Source organism: Clostridium putrefaciens, from assembly GCF_900461105.1.
Lineage (GTDB): Bacteria > Bacillota > Clostridia > Clostridiales > Clostridiaceae > Clostridium_L > Clostridium_L putrefaciens.
The window spans coordinates 254,855-269,930 of record NZ_UFWZ01000001.1 but is presented as its reverse complement, the minus strand read 5'-3'; the positions used below and the strand labels follow the sequence as shown (position 1 = coordinate 269,930).

12 protein-coding genes are annotated in these 15,076 nt (G+C 28.8%); 5 read left to right on the top strand and 7 right to left on the bottom strand.

Going from position 1 to position 15,076, the window contains the following annotated elements:
* Nucleotides 1-318: 318 nt before the first annotated feature.
* Nucleotides 319-2,112, top strand: coding sequence for an oleate hydratase (locus tag DY168_RS01280; RefSeq protein ID WP_115640121.1), 1,794 nt, complete (start codon nucleotides 319-321; stop codon nucleotides 2,110-2,112).
* A 219-nt stretch (nucleotides 2,113-2,331) separates the two neighbouring features.
* Here the strand turns inward: DY168_RS01280 and DY168_RS01275 are convergent, their stop codons facing one another.
* The 7 genes from DY168_RS01275 to DY168_RS01245 all read right to left on the bottom strand — a co-directional run bounded on the left by DY168_RS01275 (nucleotide 2,332) and on the right by DY168_RS01245 (nucleotide 10,288).
* Nucleotides 2,332-2,595 carry a hypothetical protein gene (locus tag DY168_RS01275; protein ID WP_115640120.1) on the bottom strand — a complete coding sequence of 88 codons (264 nt, stop codon included), beginning with the start codon at nucleotides 2,593-2,595 and terminating at the stop codon, nucleotides 2,332-2,334.
* 287 nt (nucleotides 2,596-2,882) lie between these two features.
* Nucleotides 2,883-3,635: a hypothetical protein gene (locus DY168_RS01270; protein WP_115640119.1), complete on the bottom strand. Its 753-nt coding sequence runs from the start codon at nucleotides 3,633-3,635 to the stop codon at nucleotides 2,883-2,885.
* 303 nt (nucleotides 3,636-3,938) lie between these two features.
* Complete coding sequence (locus DY168_RS01265) at nucleotides 3,939-4,499, bottom strand: S41 family peptidase (protein WP_115640118.1); 561 nt, start codon at nucleotides 4,497-4,499, stop codon at nucleotides 3,939-3,941.
* Between the two features lie 117 nt (nucleotides 4,500-4,616).
* Complete coding sequence (locus tag DY168_RS01260) at nucleotides 4,617-5,798, bottom strand: TraB/GumN family protein (protein WP_115640117.1); 1,182 nt, start codon at nucleotides 5,796-5,798, stop codon at nucleotides 4,617-4,619.
* 619 nt (nucleotides 5,799-6,417) lie between these two features.
* A complete protein-coding gene (locus DY168_RS01255; protein WP_115640116.1) occupies nucleotides 6,418-8,037 on the bottom strand; it encodes an ATP-binding cassette domain-containing protein in 1,620 nt (539 codons plus the stop codon).
* Between the two features lie 22 nt (nucleotides 8,038-8,059).
* Nucleotides 8,060-9,682, bottom strand: a complete 1,623-nt coding sequence (locus tag DY168_RS01250; RefSeq protein ID WP_115640115.1) for an ATP-binding cassette domain-containing protein — start codon at nucleotides 9,680-9,682, stop codon at nucleotides 8,060-8,062.
* An 84-nt stretch (nucleotides 9,683-9,766) separates the two neighbouring features.
* On the bottom strand, nucleotides 9,767-10,288 hold the full coding sequence (locus DY168_RS01245) for a radical SAM protein (RefSeq protein ID WP_172556227.1): 522 nt from the start codon (nucleotides 10,286-10,288) through the stop codon (nucleotides 9,767-9,769).
* Nucleotides 10,289-10,916: 628 nt separating this feature from the next.
* Between DY168_RS01245 and DY168_RS01240 the strand changes: the two genes are divergently transcribed.
* The 4 genes from DY168_RS01240 to hydF all read left to right on the top strand — a co-directional run bounded on the left by DY168_RS01240 (nucleotide 10,917) and on the right by hydF (nucleotide 15,026).
* Nucleotides 10,917-11,168, top strand: coding sequence for a TM1266 family iron-only hydrogenase system putative regulator (locus DY168_RS01240; protein ID WP_029452001.1), 252 nt, complete (start codon nucleotides 10,917-10,919; stop codon nucleotides 11,166-11,168).
* 2 nt (nucleotides 11,169-11,170) lie between these two features.
* The gene (hydE, locus tag DY168_RS01235; RefSeq protein WP_115640113.1) at nucleotides 11,171-12,310 is read left to right on the top strand and encodes a [FeFe] hydrogenase H-cluster radical SAM maturase HydE; all 1,140 of its coding nucleotides are present in this window, start codon (nucleotides 11,171-11,173) and stop codon (nucleotides 12,308-12,310) included.
* Nucleotides 12,311-12,440: 130 nt separating this feature from the next.
* Nucleotides 12,441-13,820, top strand: coding sequence for a [FeFe] hydrogenase H-cluster radical SAM maturase HydG (gene hydG / locus DY168_RS01230; RefSeq protein ID WP_115640112.1), 1,380 nt, complete (start codon nucleotides 12,441-12,443; stop codon nucleotides 13,818-13,820).
* Nucleotides 13,821-13,832: 12 nt separating this feature from the next.
* Nucleotides 13,833-15,026, top strand: a complete 1,194-nt coding sequence (hydF, locus tag DY168_RS01225) for a [FeFe] hydrogenase H-cluster maturation GTPase HydF (RefSeq protein ID WP_115640111.1) — start codon at nucleotides 13,833-13,835, stop codon at nucleotides 15,024-15,026.
* The last annotated feature ends 50 nt before the right edge of the window (nucleotides 15,027-15,076 follow it).

Sequence of the window (15,076 nt, the reverse complement as noted above, 5' to 3'; positions counted from 1 at the left end):
AATCAAACAACCTATAATCCTTAATCACTAGGGTTATAGGTTGTTTTTATATTTTCTAGTACGAAATTCGATATACACAATCAAATATCCTTTTCAAAATAAACTAAAATTTAATCTAGATAACGCTTGCAAATATAAATATTTAACTATTTTAAAATCCTTAATTCTAATATGAACACATTTTGAAATTCTAATAAACATTCATTTTCATATTTACATATGCATATCTTAAGTATATACTGTGATGTATCCCTAAAAATAATCTAAATATAAAAGTAGGATTTAAAGCTATTTTAAATTAGGAAAGAAGGAGATTAAATGAAATTAAAAACTTATGATGATAGACTTACACTTACAAACGGAAATTACCACTCTTTAGTTAACGCAAGAAAACCTAAAGGAATCGAGGATAAAAAGGCTTACTTAGTTGGTACAGGCATTGGTGCTTTAGCTGCTGGTTGCTTTTTAATTCGTGATGCTCACATGGAGGGAAGTAAAATTACTTTCTTAGAACAGTTAGATATTCCAGGTGGGTCACTAGATGGTGAAGTTCGTCAAAACATGGGTTATGTAGCCCGTGGTGGACGTGAAATGGGCCATCATTTCGAGGTTTTATGGGATTTATTTAGTTCATTACCCTCTACAGAAGATCCTAGCATGAGTGTTTTAGATCATTTTTATTATACAAACTATGATGATCCAAACTCTAGCAACTGCCGTATTACTGAAAAGCAAGGTGTTCGCTATGACGATGGAAAGTTTAATTTAGGTCAAGATCTAGCAAAAGAATTAGCTGCATTTGTAGCAATGTCAGATCACGAACTTGAAAATAAAGGTATCGAGGAAATTTTTTCTGAAGACCTTTTAAATAGTGATTTTTGGACATATTGGAGAACAATGTTTGCTTTTGAAAACTGGCATAGTGCTTTAGAGATGAAATTATATATGAATCGTTTCATTCATCACGTTGGAGGCTTACCTGATCTTTCAGCTTTACAATTTTCAAGACATGATCAGTACACTTCTTTCGTAAAACCTATGATTAAATATTTGGAAGACAATAATGCTAAATTCCAATATGGAGTCACTGTAAATAACGTTGAATTCTCAATTTCAGATGATAAAAAGGTTGCAAAAAGAATAGATGCAACAGATAAAAATGGTAAAGATGTTTCTATTGAATTAACAGAAAAGGACTTAGTATTTATAACTAATGGTTCTATGACTGAAGGTTCTGGATATGGAAGCGACAATTCCCCTGCTCCATTTAACAAAGAAGCAAAAGGATGTTGGAATCTATGGAAGAATATAGCCGCTCAATCTAATGAATTTGGAAATCCAGATAAGTTTTGTGGAGATACCGAAAAATCTAGTTGGGAGTCTTGTACAATAACTTCTCATGATGAACGTGTTCCTAAATATATTGAAAAGATCACAAAACGTTCTCCATATGGTGGACGCACTGTAACAGGCGGAATAATCACAGCTATTGACTCTTCATGGTTGATGAGCTGGACTGTAAACCGCCAAGAACAATATTATGGACAACCTGAAAAAGACGTTGTTTTCTGGGTATATGGTTTATTTACTGATGTTCCTGGAGACTACATTAAAAAGCCTTTAAGAGATTGTACTGGTAAGGAAATTACAAAAGAATGGTTATATCATATAGGAGTTCCTACATCAGAAATTGAAGAATTAGCAGAAAGTTGTACTGCAATTCCTGTTATGATGCCATATATAACATCTCAATTTATGCCTCGTGAGGCTGGTGACCGTCCATTCGTTGTACCAAAGAATGGAGTAAACTTTGCCTTCCTTGGACAATTTGCTGAAACATTAGACAAGCCAGGCCGTGATACTGTATTTACTATAGAATATTCAGGACGTACAGCAATGGAAGCAGTATATGTATTAACTGGAGTTGAAAAAGGTGTTCCTGAAGTATATGGTTCTAGATATGATATCAGATATTTATTAAATGCAGGTGTAAGTTTACTAGATGGTGAAAAACCAAAACTTGACTTACCAATGCTAACTAGACGTAAAATTGCAAAACAAATAGCAGGAACAGAAATTGAAGATTTATTAAAAGAATATGGAGTTCTATAATAACATTTTCCATTATAAAATTTGATTAAAGTCCCGATTTTTAAAAAGCCCGAATTTCAAAAAAATCGGGTTTTTTAAAAAGATGGGGCTTTTAAAACTTAGGCATTTATTTATTATATTAACATCTATAGTAGAATCAGAAACATCTATTATTGAATGCATTTTAAGTGACGCTCTAAATCTTTGATTTAGCTAACTCATCTACATTAAGATTGTCTATTACAACCCATTAATTGTTTGATTGTATCCATATATAAGGCCTATCACAAGCATTAAGAAAAAACTAATATAAATTATAGTTTTCTTTTTTTTATTAAGATTCTTACCATTATCAATAATTTGTCTATTAACAACTCCTATAAGTACTAGAAACAGGATAAATACAACGTTTCCTTGTTTTATTAAGTAAATATACATAATTAAAGAAAGTATATTTACAGAAATAACCGATTTAACTGGATTATTATATATAACTACCTTCATTGTTCGTTCTCCTATGATTCATTAATTTGAACTTCTAACTATAAAAATTATACCCTACATCCATCTGGATATTTACTTTATTTCGCTAAAATCCTTTTTAGCGAATAATAAAAAGCAATTTAGAATCTTCTAAGTCGCCCTTTTTTATTTTTATAAAGTTTTACTCTTATTTTACACCCAAGTTACTGAAATAATCTATGAAAGATATAGAATAACCATATAAACCTTCGCTCTCACGATTAAATTTAATCTTTTGATTAATATATCTATTTATATCTGCACTTAGTTTACATTTCAGAAAGATGGAATATCCTTGGGCTACTTGGAGCACCTAATGCTCCAACAGATACGCCATTATCTAATGCACCATTTGAACAAATCCTAATAGAATCACCAATTGAAATTGCTGTTATACCACCACCTACTGCTGCAGGTATCTTTCCTCCAGGTATAAGTGCCAATATTCCATATGCAACTCCATATTGTACCCCCAAATAAGTATATTCATTTCTCAATTTTGCTGAACCAGTTTGGTCTACATTGGCATAGAATCCCCACCAATACCAAGAAAAAGTACAACGATCATGATTAAAGATATTTGATCCAATTGCTCTTGCATTTCTAATAGCTACATCTTCTTTTGTAGTTTCAACTTTTACACCATCTGCGGTATTAGTAAATTTAAATTCTAATTCTTTATTTGTAATTTTCTTATTTACAAAATCTATTTGTTCATAAATTAAATCTAAAGATTCTTTACCAACTTCATCTGAAGCTGTTTTTTTGATTTTAAGTGTTCCATCTTCATTTTGCTCTAAATACTTATTTTCTATTATTTTAATTACTTCGTTTATATCGTATACTTTTCCTTCTTCTACTTCTATAATTTTAGACATTTGAGTTTGTTCTTTTATTACAGAATTATTTTCTATTGCACTAGTCTTTATAGGCTGTAATCCACCTGTAGTAGCTATTGCTGCTATTATAATAACAGCAATCATTTTTTTATTAATATAAATCACCGCCTTAATATAATTCAATTCTATCTCCATTTCATTTTACTACTATATTATATAATTCAATGTTCACCTAACCCCCTTCCTTTTTTATAGAAAATAGGTGTAAGGCTATACTTCAATATATTCTATATAACTCCTATTTTACCTTTAAATTCATACTTTTAAGTTCCTCCATATATATACAAAATACTGCCTTTTCCCCTACTTTCTTAAGATTATCCCATTCAATTTAATGATTAATATAATAATTTTGTAGTTTCTTAAATAATAGAGTAAAAACTATTTAAGTTTATCTGTTAATCCTTAAGTGGGGTTGATATTCACTTAGATATTGCCTAAAATAAATGGATTAATCCTAAATTGATTAATTAATTTTAAAACTCTATCTAATGAGTCTTCATTATCAATCCAGATGTCTGGCTGGAAACCTTTGCCTTCCTCACAGTATTTATTTAATGTAATAGTATTTCCGAAGTTAATTTTTATATGTGAACTTGGCAATTGACTTTTAGTGTATACATTTGAAATATATGCACCTGAAGTATTGGTACCAACAAGTATAACATTTTCTAATGTTTTCAAGTAATTTATAAAGCTTTCACCAGAAGATGCAACTTTATTATCTATAAGGAAACTATCAGTATCTAAAGCTGTATTAATGTACTGTAAACTATCTTCTGGTATTCCAAGTTCTTTCGGATCATGTTCATACATATAGTTATTTAAATTTACAGTATCTTCTGTATAATATTCATTTTGGTTACCAACCTTTTCAAACAACACTTTATAATTGTTATTTACAAAGGATTTATTTAATAGCATAACAGTAATACAAACTAAGATAGACAGGGTTAAACCTACAAAAATTATTATTTTTCTTTTCATAACCAGACTCCTCGTATAATTAACTTTGTAGTTAGCTTTTATTGTACCTTTAAGAACAATTCAGCGAAATAATATATATAAGCGCAGTCTAATAATATAAAAGAAGATTACTAACAGCTATCGTAACAGTGACCATCTAGTGGCACCTGATGAATCACTAAACATAATAAGATATTGGAAATACTCTGTTTGTGGATTATTAGGATTTAGAAAAATATCTTTCTCATTATAGATACTATTTTCATAATTTAACTTAATTAAAGCTGTTGATTTATCTTTAAGGAAAAAATCAGGAGATGTAGATGTATATATAGTTGGGTTTATATCTAAACTTGGAACATTAGGAACATATGTATAGCTATTAACATAGTCGAATTCTATACTAATAACCTTCCCTTTAGTAGGCTCATATATATTTTGCAAATATGATGCAAGTGATTCAGAAAGGATACTCAAGTTTGTATGTGCGCCTCCAAACTGTCCAAAAAACTTTTCTTTTGGTAAGTGTTCATATAATGTCATAAAATTATCAATCAATATATTTTCTCTTGAAAGTTGATTATCACTTATAGATAAATTTTTAAGTGCAAATGATAAGCTAAAAAAGTTTCCACCTAAATATTCCTTTATCTCTTTTTCACCTTGGTTTAATAATTCAATTGACCTTTTTGACTCTGTAAGATAATTGCCTTTAGAAATCATTTTTATACTATAAATAAATTCTTGGACTATTTCATTATTAGGCATGGAATCTGGAATTAATGAATGAATATATTTTATAGCTACGGAAGGTGTTTCTAGATCTATTCCAACAAATTTCAATTTTTTATCTTTTGGTAATGTTAAGTTATATTCATAGATTTCTTTTAATAAATCGTAGTTTTCCATAGTGTAGCTTAGCGTATTTGTTGATTTATAAAACAAGTATTCAATGATAGATTCATCGCCAGTATCTAAATAAGTATTTAGATACTCAGCATTAGCATATCCACCTTCATATAGTATATATTTAATATTCTCTTTTTCCACAAAATATTTTAGTAAATATAAGTTCATTTGTATTGACTTGACTGAACCATGTTTTTCTCCAGATAAAAATATATCATTATTGTGAAGGTCGGTATTCAATAATGAAAGTCCTTCAAAAGTAGAATCAGAAACATCTATTATTGAATGCATTTTATATAATTCTTTTTTGCATTTATAGCCAGTATGATAAAGATGGATTTTATGAAATGTTATTATTGATACAACTATACAAATGAATAACATTATTAAAAAATATACTTTCTTTTTCATAATAATAACTATAACTCCTTTAACTAATTCATTCTTGTAACTTTTTATTAAAGTCTATAGATTTCAATAAGAATCAGTCAATTTATTTAATTTTAGGCCTTTTACCTAAAGCTAGTCTTTAATATTAAATCTATAATAGTGTATTTCTACTTGCATAATCCTACCTTAAATTACATTAAGTCCTATAAATGAGATAATATAGGAAATCCAAATATCAAGTGATTCTTAGACTCAGGTGGAGTTTGCTTATACGGAATACAGCTCTCCATCAAAGGCTAGAAGAACTTATCCAGGGGCGTAGCAGCCGTCATCCCCCACCTTGAAGAGGATAGGGGTGTTACGGATGGTAGCCATCGGATAAAACAAGTTAATATACATACCTTATCTGATATTTTTTATGCCTCTATCTTAAATATCACTTCCCTTTACTTACTTTGCAGAAGTTTAGCACTTGAAAAGTTTTTAGGGCGATATCCCGTTGATTTATAATTATTTGTATCAAATTAAGAAAATAGTTATTAATTCCGATTTTTATTGGAAATTATAAAGAAAAAGTTTGCATAATAAAAGAATAAAATTTTCACTGCGATTTTAATGCGAAATCTCTGCCTATTATAAATTAAAGTTGACAAGTTTTATTACTATATTGTTTGAAATCATTATTATGACTTATTACTATAAGTGTCAAATTATATTTTTCTTTATAATTAATAATTCTTTTTACTATCTCTTCTCTTATTTCTTCATTTAAAGCACTCGTAACTTCATCCAATATCAATAAATCTGGTCTACGAAGTAATATTCTAGCTAATCCTATTCTTTGTTTTTCTCCACCGCTTATATTTTTCCCATCTTCTTTTATATGATAGTCTATCCCCCTGGTGTTTAAGAAATTTTCTAGACAGCAAGTATAAAGTATCTCTTTTAAATCTTCTTTAAGATATTCATCTCCCAAAAGTAAGTTCTCTTTTAAAGTTCCTTCTATCAATACTGCATTTTGCTCAACTTGTAATACATGTTTATAATAGTCGTTTATTTTTAAACCCTCTATATCCTCACCATTATAGCTTATCTTACCACTTAGTCCATCTGTGGGTAAAAATCTAGATATTAGGTTGATTAATGTTGTTTTTCCTTTTCCACTTTCCCCATTAAGAGATATTAAGTCTCCTCTTTTTATCTCTAAATTTATATCATTTAATAATGAATCTTTTTTATTTGGAAATGTGTATTCATTTACTTCTATATTTAGTTTTTTGAAACTTGTAACTGGTAATTTATTTACATCCTCTTCATCTGCTGAATTATCATATAATTCTTTAATTCTATTATATATTTCATCCGCTATTTTTTTCTCTGTCAATAGCTCAGCCAATATAATTATTGGTTCATTTAATTTTTGGGTTATAAGCATTATTGCCAATGCCGAACCAATGCTTAATCTACCTGATGTTGACAAAAATACTCCTATTATAAATGTAAATAGTGGTAGAGTGTCTGCCAAAAAGTTTAATTCAGAGTTTTCTAAAGCATTATATTTACTTATATTTTGTAATATTAATATACTTCTTTTATTAGATATTTCATATACCGTATCAGAAAAGTATTTATTTTTATTTAATTGTTTTATAATAGATACGCTCTTAAAACCTTCATATGCTTTTTTACTTATTTCTTCTAATATGTTTTGAAACCTTTTCATATTTTCAGATGACTTAATACTTATAAATCTAGCAAATATAAAGGTAACAATAATTATAAGTATTATAAAAAGTGTTATTCCTATATTATACATAGCTAATAACCCTATGCATAATACTAAAATTATAACTTGTATTATAGTGGTTGTAAGCCCAATGGAAATCCATTGCGAAATTATAGGAACATCACTAGTTATCTGTGAAACTACTTTTCCAGGATCATTGCTACTTTCATAAAATGATTTGTTATTCAAAAAACTTTTAAATGTAAACTTATTCAAGTTCAGGTTTCCGTAATTTATGACTTTTCTAAAAAAATACTGCTCTAATACAATAAAGATAATTTGTAATATCAATATAATTATAAAAATCTTAATATATTTTAAAAACATATTTACATTCTTTTTTGTAGCAAAGTCAATCAATTTTTGTAAAATATTTATAATATATAAATTTAAAAACATATAAATTATGAACGTAATTCCAAACATTGTTTTATAGGTATAATTTCTTTTGATTTTCTTCTTTAAGTCATTCATATTATTAACCACCTATTATAAATTAAAGTTGACAAGTTTTATTACTATATTGTTTAAAATCATTATTATGACTTATTGCTATAAGTGTCAAATTATATTTTTCTTTATAATTAATAATTCTTTTTACTATCTCTTCTCTTATTTCTTCATTTAAAGCACTCGTAACTTCATCCAATATCAATAAATCTGGTCTACGAAGTAATATTCTAGCTAATCCTATTCTTTGTTTTTCTCCACCGCTTATATTTTTCCCATCTTCTTTTATATGATAGTCTATCCCCCTGGTGTTTAAGAAATTTTCTAGACAGCAAGTATAAATTATCTCTTTTAAATCTTCTTTAAGATATTCATCTCCCAAAAGTAAGTTCTCTTTTAAAGTTCCTTCTATCAATACTGCATTTTGCTCAACTTGTAATACATGTTTATAATAGTCGTTTATTTTTAAACCCTCTATATCCTCACCATTGTAGCTTATCTTACCACTTAGTCCATCTGTGGGTAAAAATCTAGATATTAGGTTGATTAATGTTGTTTTTCCTTTTCCACTTTCCCCATTAAGAGATATTAAGTCTCCTCTTTTTATCTCTAAATTTATATCATTTAATAATGAATCTTTTTTATTTGGAAATGTGTATTCATTTACTTCTATATTTAGCTTTTTGAAACTTGTAACTGGTAATTTATTCACATCCTCTTCATCTGCTGAATTATCATATAATTCTTTAATTCTATTATATATTTCAATGGATGAATGTTTTTTAGGTAATAAATCTCCTATTAGTTGCACTGAGTTTGAAATCCTCGATGTTAAGCTCATCATTATAATGGTTATACCTATCGTTGAATTCCCGAATATAGTAAGAATCATACCAGCAAATAAAACTAAAAAAGGCATTATTTCTTGTGATAAAATAAGTTGAGATATATATAAAGCTTGTCCGACAATTAAACTATCAATAATTGGTTTGTATCTTTCTTCAATATAATCCTCATATTTTCTAGCAAAAAAACTTTCTTTATTTAATTGAACAACCGTACCTATATTTTTTACTACCTCTATCATAAATTGGTTTAACTCAGAATTTACTTTCAGTTTTTCATTTGTCTTTCTCCCCAAAAACTTACTCATTTTATTAGATAGCAAAACACTTAAACCAATTAGTATCACTACTAATAATGACAAATAAACTTCTGTATAAATCATAAATATTAATATAATAAATATGTTTAAAATCTCTAAATTATATTGTAATCTACCGTAAGAATACCATGGCATACTTTCATAAATATCACTAGTAATATTATGAAGTAATACACCAGTTTCTTGTTTACTATGAAAAGAAATACTTTTTTTTAATATATTCTTATAGATGAAAATCTGGCCTTCAAAATTACCTCTTTTTTCCAAAAGGTTTTCTAAATACTTTTTAATATATACAAATATAAAAATAATCATAAATAATACAATAAGAATAACAAACCTTTTAGTAATTAATTTAGTATTAACCAATACTGCATTATCTATAAACTTTTGTGTATATGATTCTGCAATTATTGAAATAATACTCAATATAATACTTGCAATACCAAATAAAACCCTATTCTTTTTAATTTTTTTAGAAAAAGTAATATCAAAATTTTTCATACGTTAATCTCCATATAATTTACTTTGTATTTTCTTATGAAACTAAATTCGGTCTGTAATAAAATTCTTGGCAGAAATTATTTATTAATCTATATTAATGCCTAAACTTTTCATCAAATCAAGGATATTAACAATATCATCTTTATTATATTTGCTTAAAGTAATTACTCCATCCAATGAAATATTTTCTTTAACCAAGTTTTGTATCCCTCTAATTATCAATCCAAAGGTTCCATTTTTACCTCTAGATAAATCGTGTATGTGTGAATTAGAACCATCTAAGCTCACACATATTTTATCAACATTAATTTCTTTAATCTTTTTCGCAACTGCTGAATCTATAAGAGTAGCATTTGTATTAATGAAATAATTAAAATAATGCTCATCAGCTAATTTAAAAATATCATACCAATCTTTTCTTAAAAAAGGTTCTCCCCCTTCAAAACCTACTCTCATTATCCCAATATCATCAAACTCTTGAAATATCCTATCAAATTCTTTCAAATTCAACAAATCAATTCCTTTATTATTAGATTCTTCTGCTTCTGCATAGCAAAAACTACAGTTTATATTACAATAAGGAGTTATATCAAAATCTACATACATAGGGAATTTCATTTATTTATTAATGCATAAATGCACTAACATTCTCAGATCTATTATATAAACTGACACATTTTTAAAGATTTATGTATTATTGGTTCATGGTAGTGTCAATTAGTTAACATTACCATTTATTTCTTTACATTGCAACACTAGAATTATTGTATTGTTTTATTTATTTGCAATATTAAGATTCTTATGTTATTATGCATTTGGATTTTTATTGGAAATTACAAAGAAAAGTTTTGCATGATAAAAGAGTAAAATTTTCACTGGGATTTTAATGCGAAATCTCTGCTTACTTTATAGATTCATTGACAAAGCCCTTTCCTTAAAGTAAAATTTATATGTACATTTCAAATAATTTAAGTTAATTCTTTTATCATTTGTCTGTGGCACCTAGAAAATTAAAATATTAAATCACTGAAATTTAAAAAGACAAAATCTATATGCCATACTACATTACCTAACAGTAAAGAATAGTCTGATCTGAAAGGGAAATAACATTTAGGTGGTTAGATGGAAATTAAAACTTCAGCTTTAACCTAAAATCCTATGCGTGTTAATGCACTTCCCTTTTTTAGGGAAGTTTTTTTATTTTCTAGATATCTCAATACAAGGGAGGATTTTTATGAGTAAAATTGCTGTTATTAGTGCTATTTTAGAGGATCCAAATAGCTGCCAACAAAAATTTAATGAAATTATTTCTAGCTTTAAAGGCATTATAAAAGGAAGAATGGGTATACCCTTTGATGAGCATGGGATTTCTGTGATTTCTATCACTGTGGTAGGTGAATTAGATGAAATAAATAGCCTTACCGGTAAGCTTGGAAATATAGATAATGTTTATATCAAAACTTCTATATCAAAGAAAGAGATATAATTATGCATACGAATAATAAAACTCATGTAAATACTATAAATAAAAACCTAGATATAAATAAACCCTTAAATATAACTAAAGATCTAGATGTAAATTTAAAAGAAATAATAGACGAATTATATGGAAAAAATAACCTTAGTTCTGAAAGCTTATTATATCTTCTTAACAATATAGATGTAGAAAGTAAAAAGTATTTAGTTTCTAAAGCTCATGAAACAAGACTTAATCATTATGGCAATAAGGTATATATGAGAGGTCTTATAGAATTTACTAATTACTGCAAAAATAACTGTCTTTACTGTGGCATCCGTGGTGGCAATGCAAATGCAACAAGGTACAGGCTTTCTTTAGAGGAAATTTTAGATTGTTGTAATTCTGGATACACTCTTGGGTACAGAACCTTCGTACTTCAAGGTGGGGAAGATCCTTATTATAACGATGAAAAGTTAGTTCAAATAATAAAAGCTATAAAAACAAATTATAAGGACTGCGCAGTTACACTTTCTGTAGGTGAAAAAAGTTATGATTCATATAAAAGATATTATGATGCTGGAGCAGACAGATATCTTTTAAGACACGAAACAGCTTCAAAAGAATTATACAAAAAAATTCATGTAGGCATGGAACTTGAAACTAGAATTCAATGTTTAAAAAACTTAAAAGACATAGGCTACCAAGTTGGGGCTGGATTCATGGTAGGTATCCCAGGCCAAAAAAATGAAGATTTTGTAGCAGACTTATTGTTTTTAAAAGAGTTACAGCCACATATGGTAGGACTTGGACCCTTCATCCCACATAAGGATACCATATTTAAAAATAAACCTTCAGGAACCGTAGAAACTACTACCACCTTACTTTCTATTGTACGATTGCTTCTTCCAGAGGTTTTACTTCCAGCAACCACTGCATTAGGTACCATAAGTCCAATGGGAAGAGAGCAAGGATTAAAAGCTGGGGCTAATGTAGTAATGCCAAACCTATCCCCTACCACAGCTAGGGCTAAGTACATGCTCTATGATAATAAAATTTGTACAGGGGACGAAGCTGCTGAATGTAGAAATTGCATAGAAAATAGAATTATAAATGCAGGTTTTTCTTTAGATTTATCCCGAGGTGATAACACCCTTTGGAAAAGAAAATAACTAGGTTAAAATACTCTTTACCCCTAAAAAATTATCCACTACTTTACTTATGTGTAGTCTGTGCACAAATAGCTATGATAAGGAGCTTACAATACCTTATACACTAGAGATTATAAGGGAGGATATTTAAATGTTTATAGATCATGAATATATAGAAACACTACTTAATAATGCAAAAAATGCTACAATCTCCGATATACAAGAAGTTTTAGACAAGGCCTGTAGGAAGGAAAAGCTAAATCATGAGGATATAGCTATACTACTTCAAATAAAAGATGAAACCCTTTTAAGTAAAATGTTCAAAGTTGCAGGAGACATAAAAAAAGATATATACGGAAATAGAATAGTTATATTTGCTCCACTTTATATAAGTGATTATTGTGTAAATAATTGCGTTTACTGTGGATATAAAAAATGTAATGAATTCAATAGAAGAAGACTCACACAAGAGGAAATAAAAAATGAAGTTATGGTACTCGAAAAAATGGGCCACAAAAGACTTGCACTAGAGGCAGGTGAAGATCCAGTAAACTGCGATATAGACTATATTACAGAAAGTATAAAAACCATCTATTCTACACAAAATTCTAATGGAGCTATAAGACGAATTAATGTTAATATAGCAGCTACTACTGTAGAAAACTATAGAAAATTAAAGAAAGCTGAAATTGGAACCTATATACTGTTCCAAGAAACTTATCATAAACCTACCTATGAAAGCATGCATCCTAAATGCTTAAAGGGTAACTATGAATATCACTTAACATCCTTTGATAGGGCTATGGAAGCTGGTATTGATGATGTAGGAGCTGGCGTGCTTTTTGGTCTTGCCCCTTATAAGTTTGAAGTTTTAGCCTTAATGATTCATAATGCTCATCTTGAAAAAGAATTTGGGGTAGGTTTTCATACCATATCTATGCCAAGACTTAAAAAGGCTGAGGGTATGGATCTTGAATTATTCCCTAACCTAGTAGATGACGAAGATTTTAAGAAGATAGTTGCAATATTAAGAATCGCAGTACCATTTACAGGGCTTATTTTATCTACAAGAGAGTCTGCTGAAATGAGAAAAGGTGCTATAGAATATGGTGTTACACAAGTAAGTGCTGGCTCTTGCACAGGGGTTGGTGGATATAAGGAGCATGAAGAAGGCACAAAGGATATCAATCAATTCTCAATAGAAGATGGTAGAAGTCCTTTAGAAATACTAAAAGCTATCGTAAACCACGGACACATTCCAAGCTATTGTACTGCTTGTTATAGAAGCGGCAGAGTTGGAGAGAAGTTTATGAGCATAGCAAAAACCGGTGAAATCCAAAATATGTGCCAGCCAAATGCTATAATGACATTCCAAGAATTTATAGAAGACTATGGCGATGCAGAGCTAAGAGAAAAGGGAGAAAACTTAATAAAAAAAGAATTAAACAATGTTAAAAATGAAGATATAAAAAATACATTAATTAAAAACTTAGAAAAAATAAAAAATGGAGAAAGAGATCTATTCTTCTAGGAGGTTATAATATTGGATACTACACCAAATTCAAATAGAATACACATAACCTTTTTAGGTAAAACCAATGCAGGAAAGTCTTCTTTAATGAACGCTCTAATAGGACATGGAATATCCATTGTTTCCCCATTTGAAGGGACTACCACAGACCCCGTTACTAAAGCTATGGAGCTAACCCCTTTAGGTCCTGTTTTATTTACAGACACTGCAGGCCTTTTGGACACCTCCCCTCTTGGAGATTTAAGAATGGAAAAAACCTTTAAAACCTTGTCTAGTACAGACTTTGCAATATATGTTATGGATGCAACGGATATGGATTATGATTTGTATGAAAAAACTATAGAAAAAGTTAATAAATATAACATCCCTCATATGGTAGTTATAAATAAAATAGACTCTATAAGTGAAGACCAAATATTAAAAATAGAAAAACATATAAAAAACCCTGTGCTTGTTTCCTCAAAGAATATGTATAGCATCTTAAATCTAAAGGATAAAATTATTGAATCCTTAAATACTAAACTAAATGAAGAAACCATTTTAGGCAATTTACTTATGCCTAATAGTAAAATTATTATGGTAGTTCCAATAGATTCAGAGGCCCCTAAAGGAAGGCTTATACTACCACAAGTTCAGCTACTTCGCGACTGCCTAGACCACGGAATAAAAAGTTATGTGGTACGAGATACTGAACTTGAATCTGCCCTTCTTGATATAAAAGATGTAGATTTAGTAGTGACAGACTCTGGAGCCTTTAAAAAGGTGAGCCAAATAGTTCCAAATCACATAAAGCTCACAAGCTTTTCCATACTACTTGCTAATCAAAAAGGAAATATAAAAACGTTTATTAAAGGGACAGACAAAATAAAGTCACTAGATGAATCCTCGAAAATATTAATATCCGAAAGCTGTAGCCACAACTATTCCCACGAAGACATAGGCAGGGTTAAAATACCAACTATGCTCAATAAATTACTAAATAAAGATTTAAACTACGACTTTAAAATGGCAACAGACTTCCCAGAAGATCTAGAAAAATATGATTTAATAATTCACTGCGGAGCTTGCATGGTAAATAAAAAAGCCATGAATTCAAAAATAATGCTATGCAAAGAAAAGAATGTACCCATAACAAATTACGGAATAATCCTAGCATATCTAACAGGTATATTAGATAGAAGCATTGAAATATTTAATTTAGAATAATATTATTTGCAAATGCTTTTTGAGGCTGTCATAAAATTTATATGACAGCC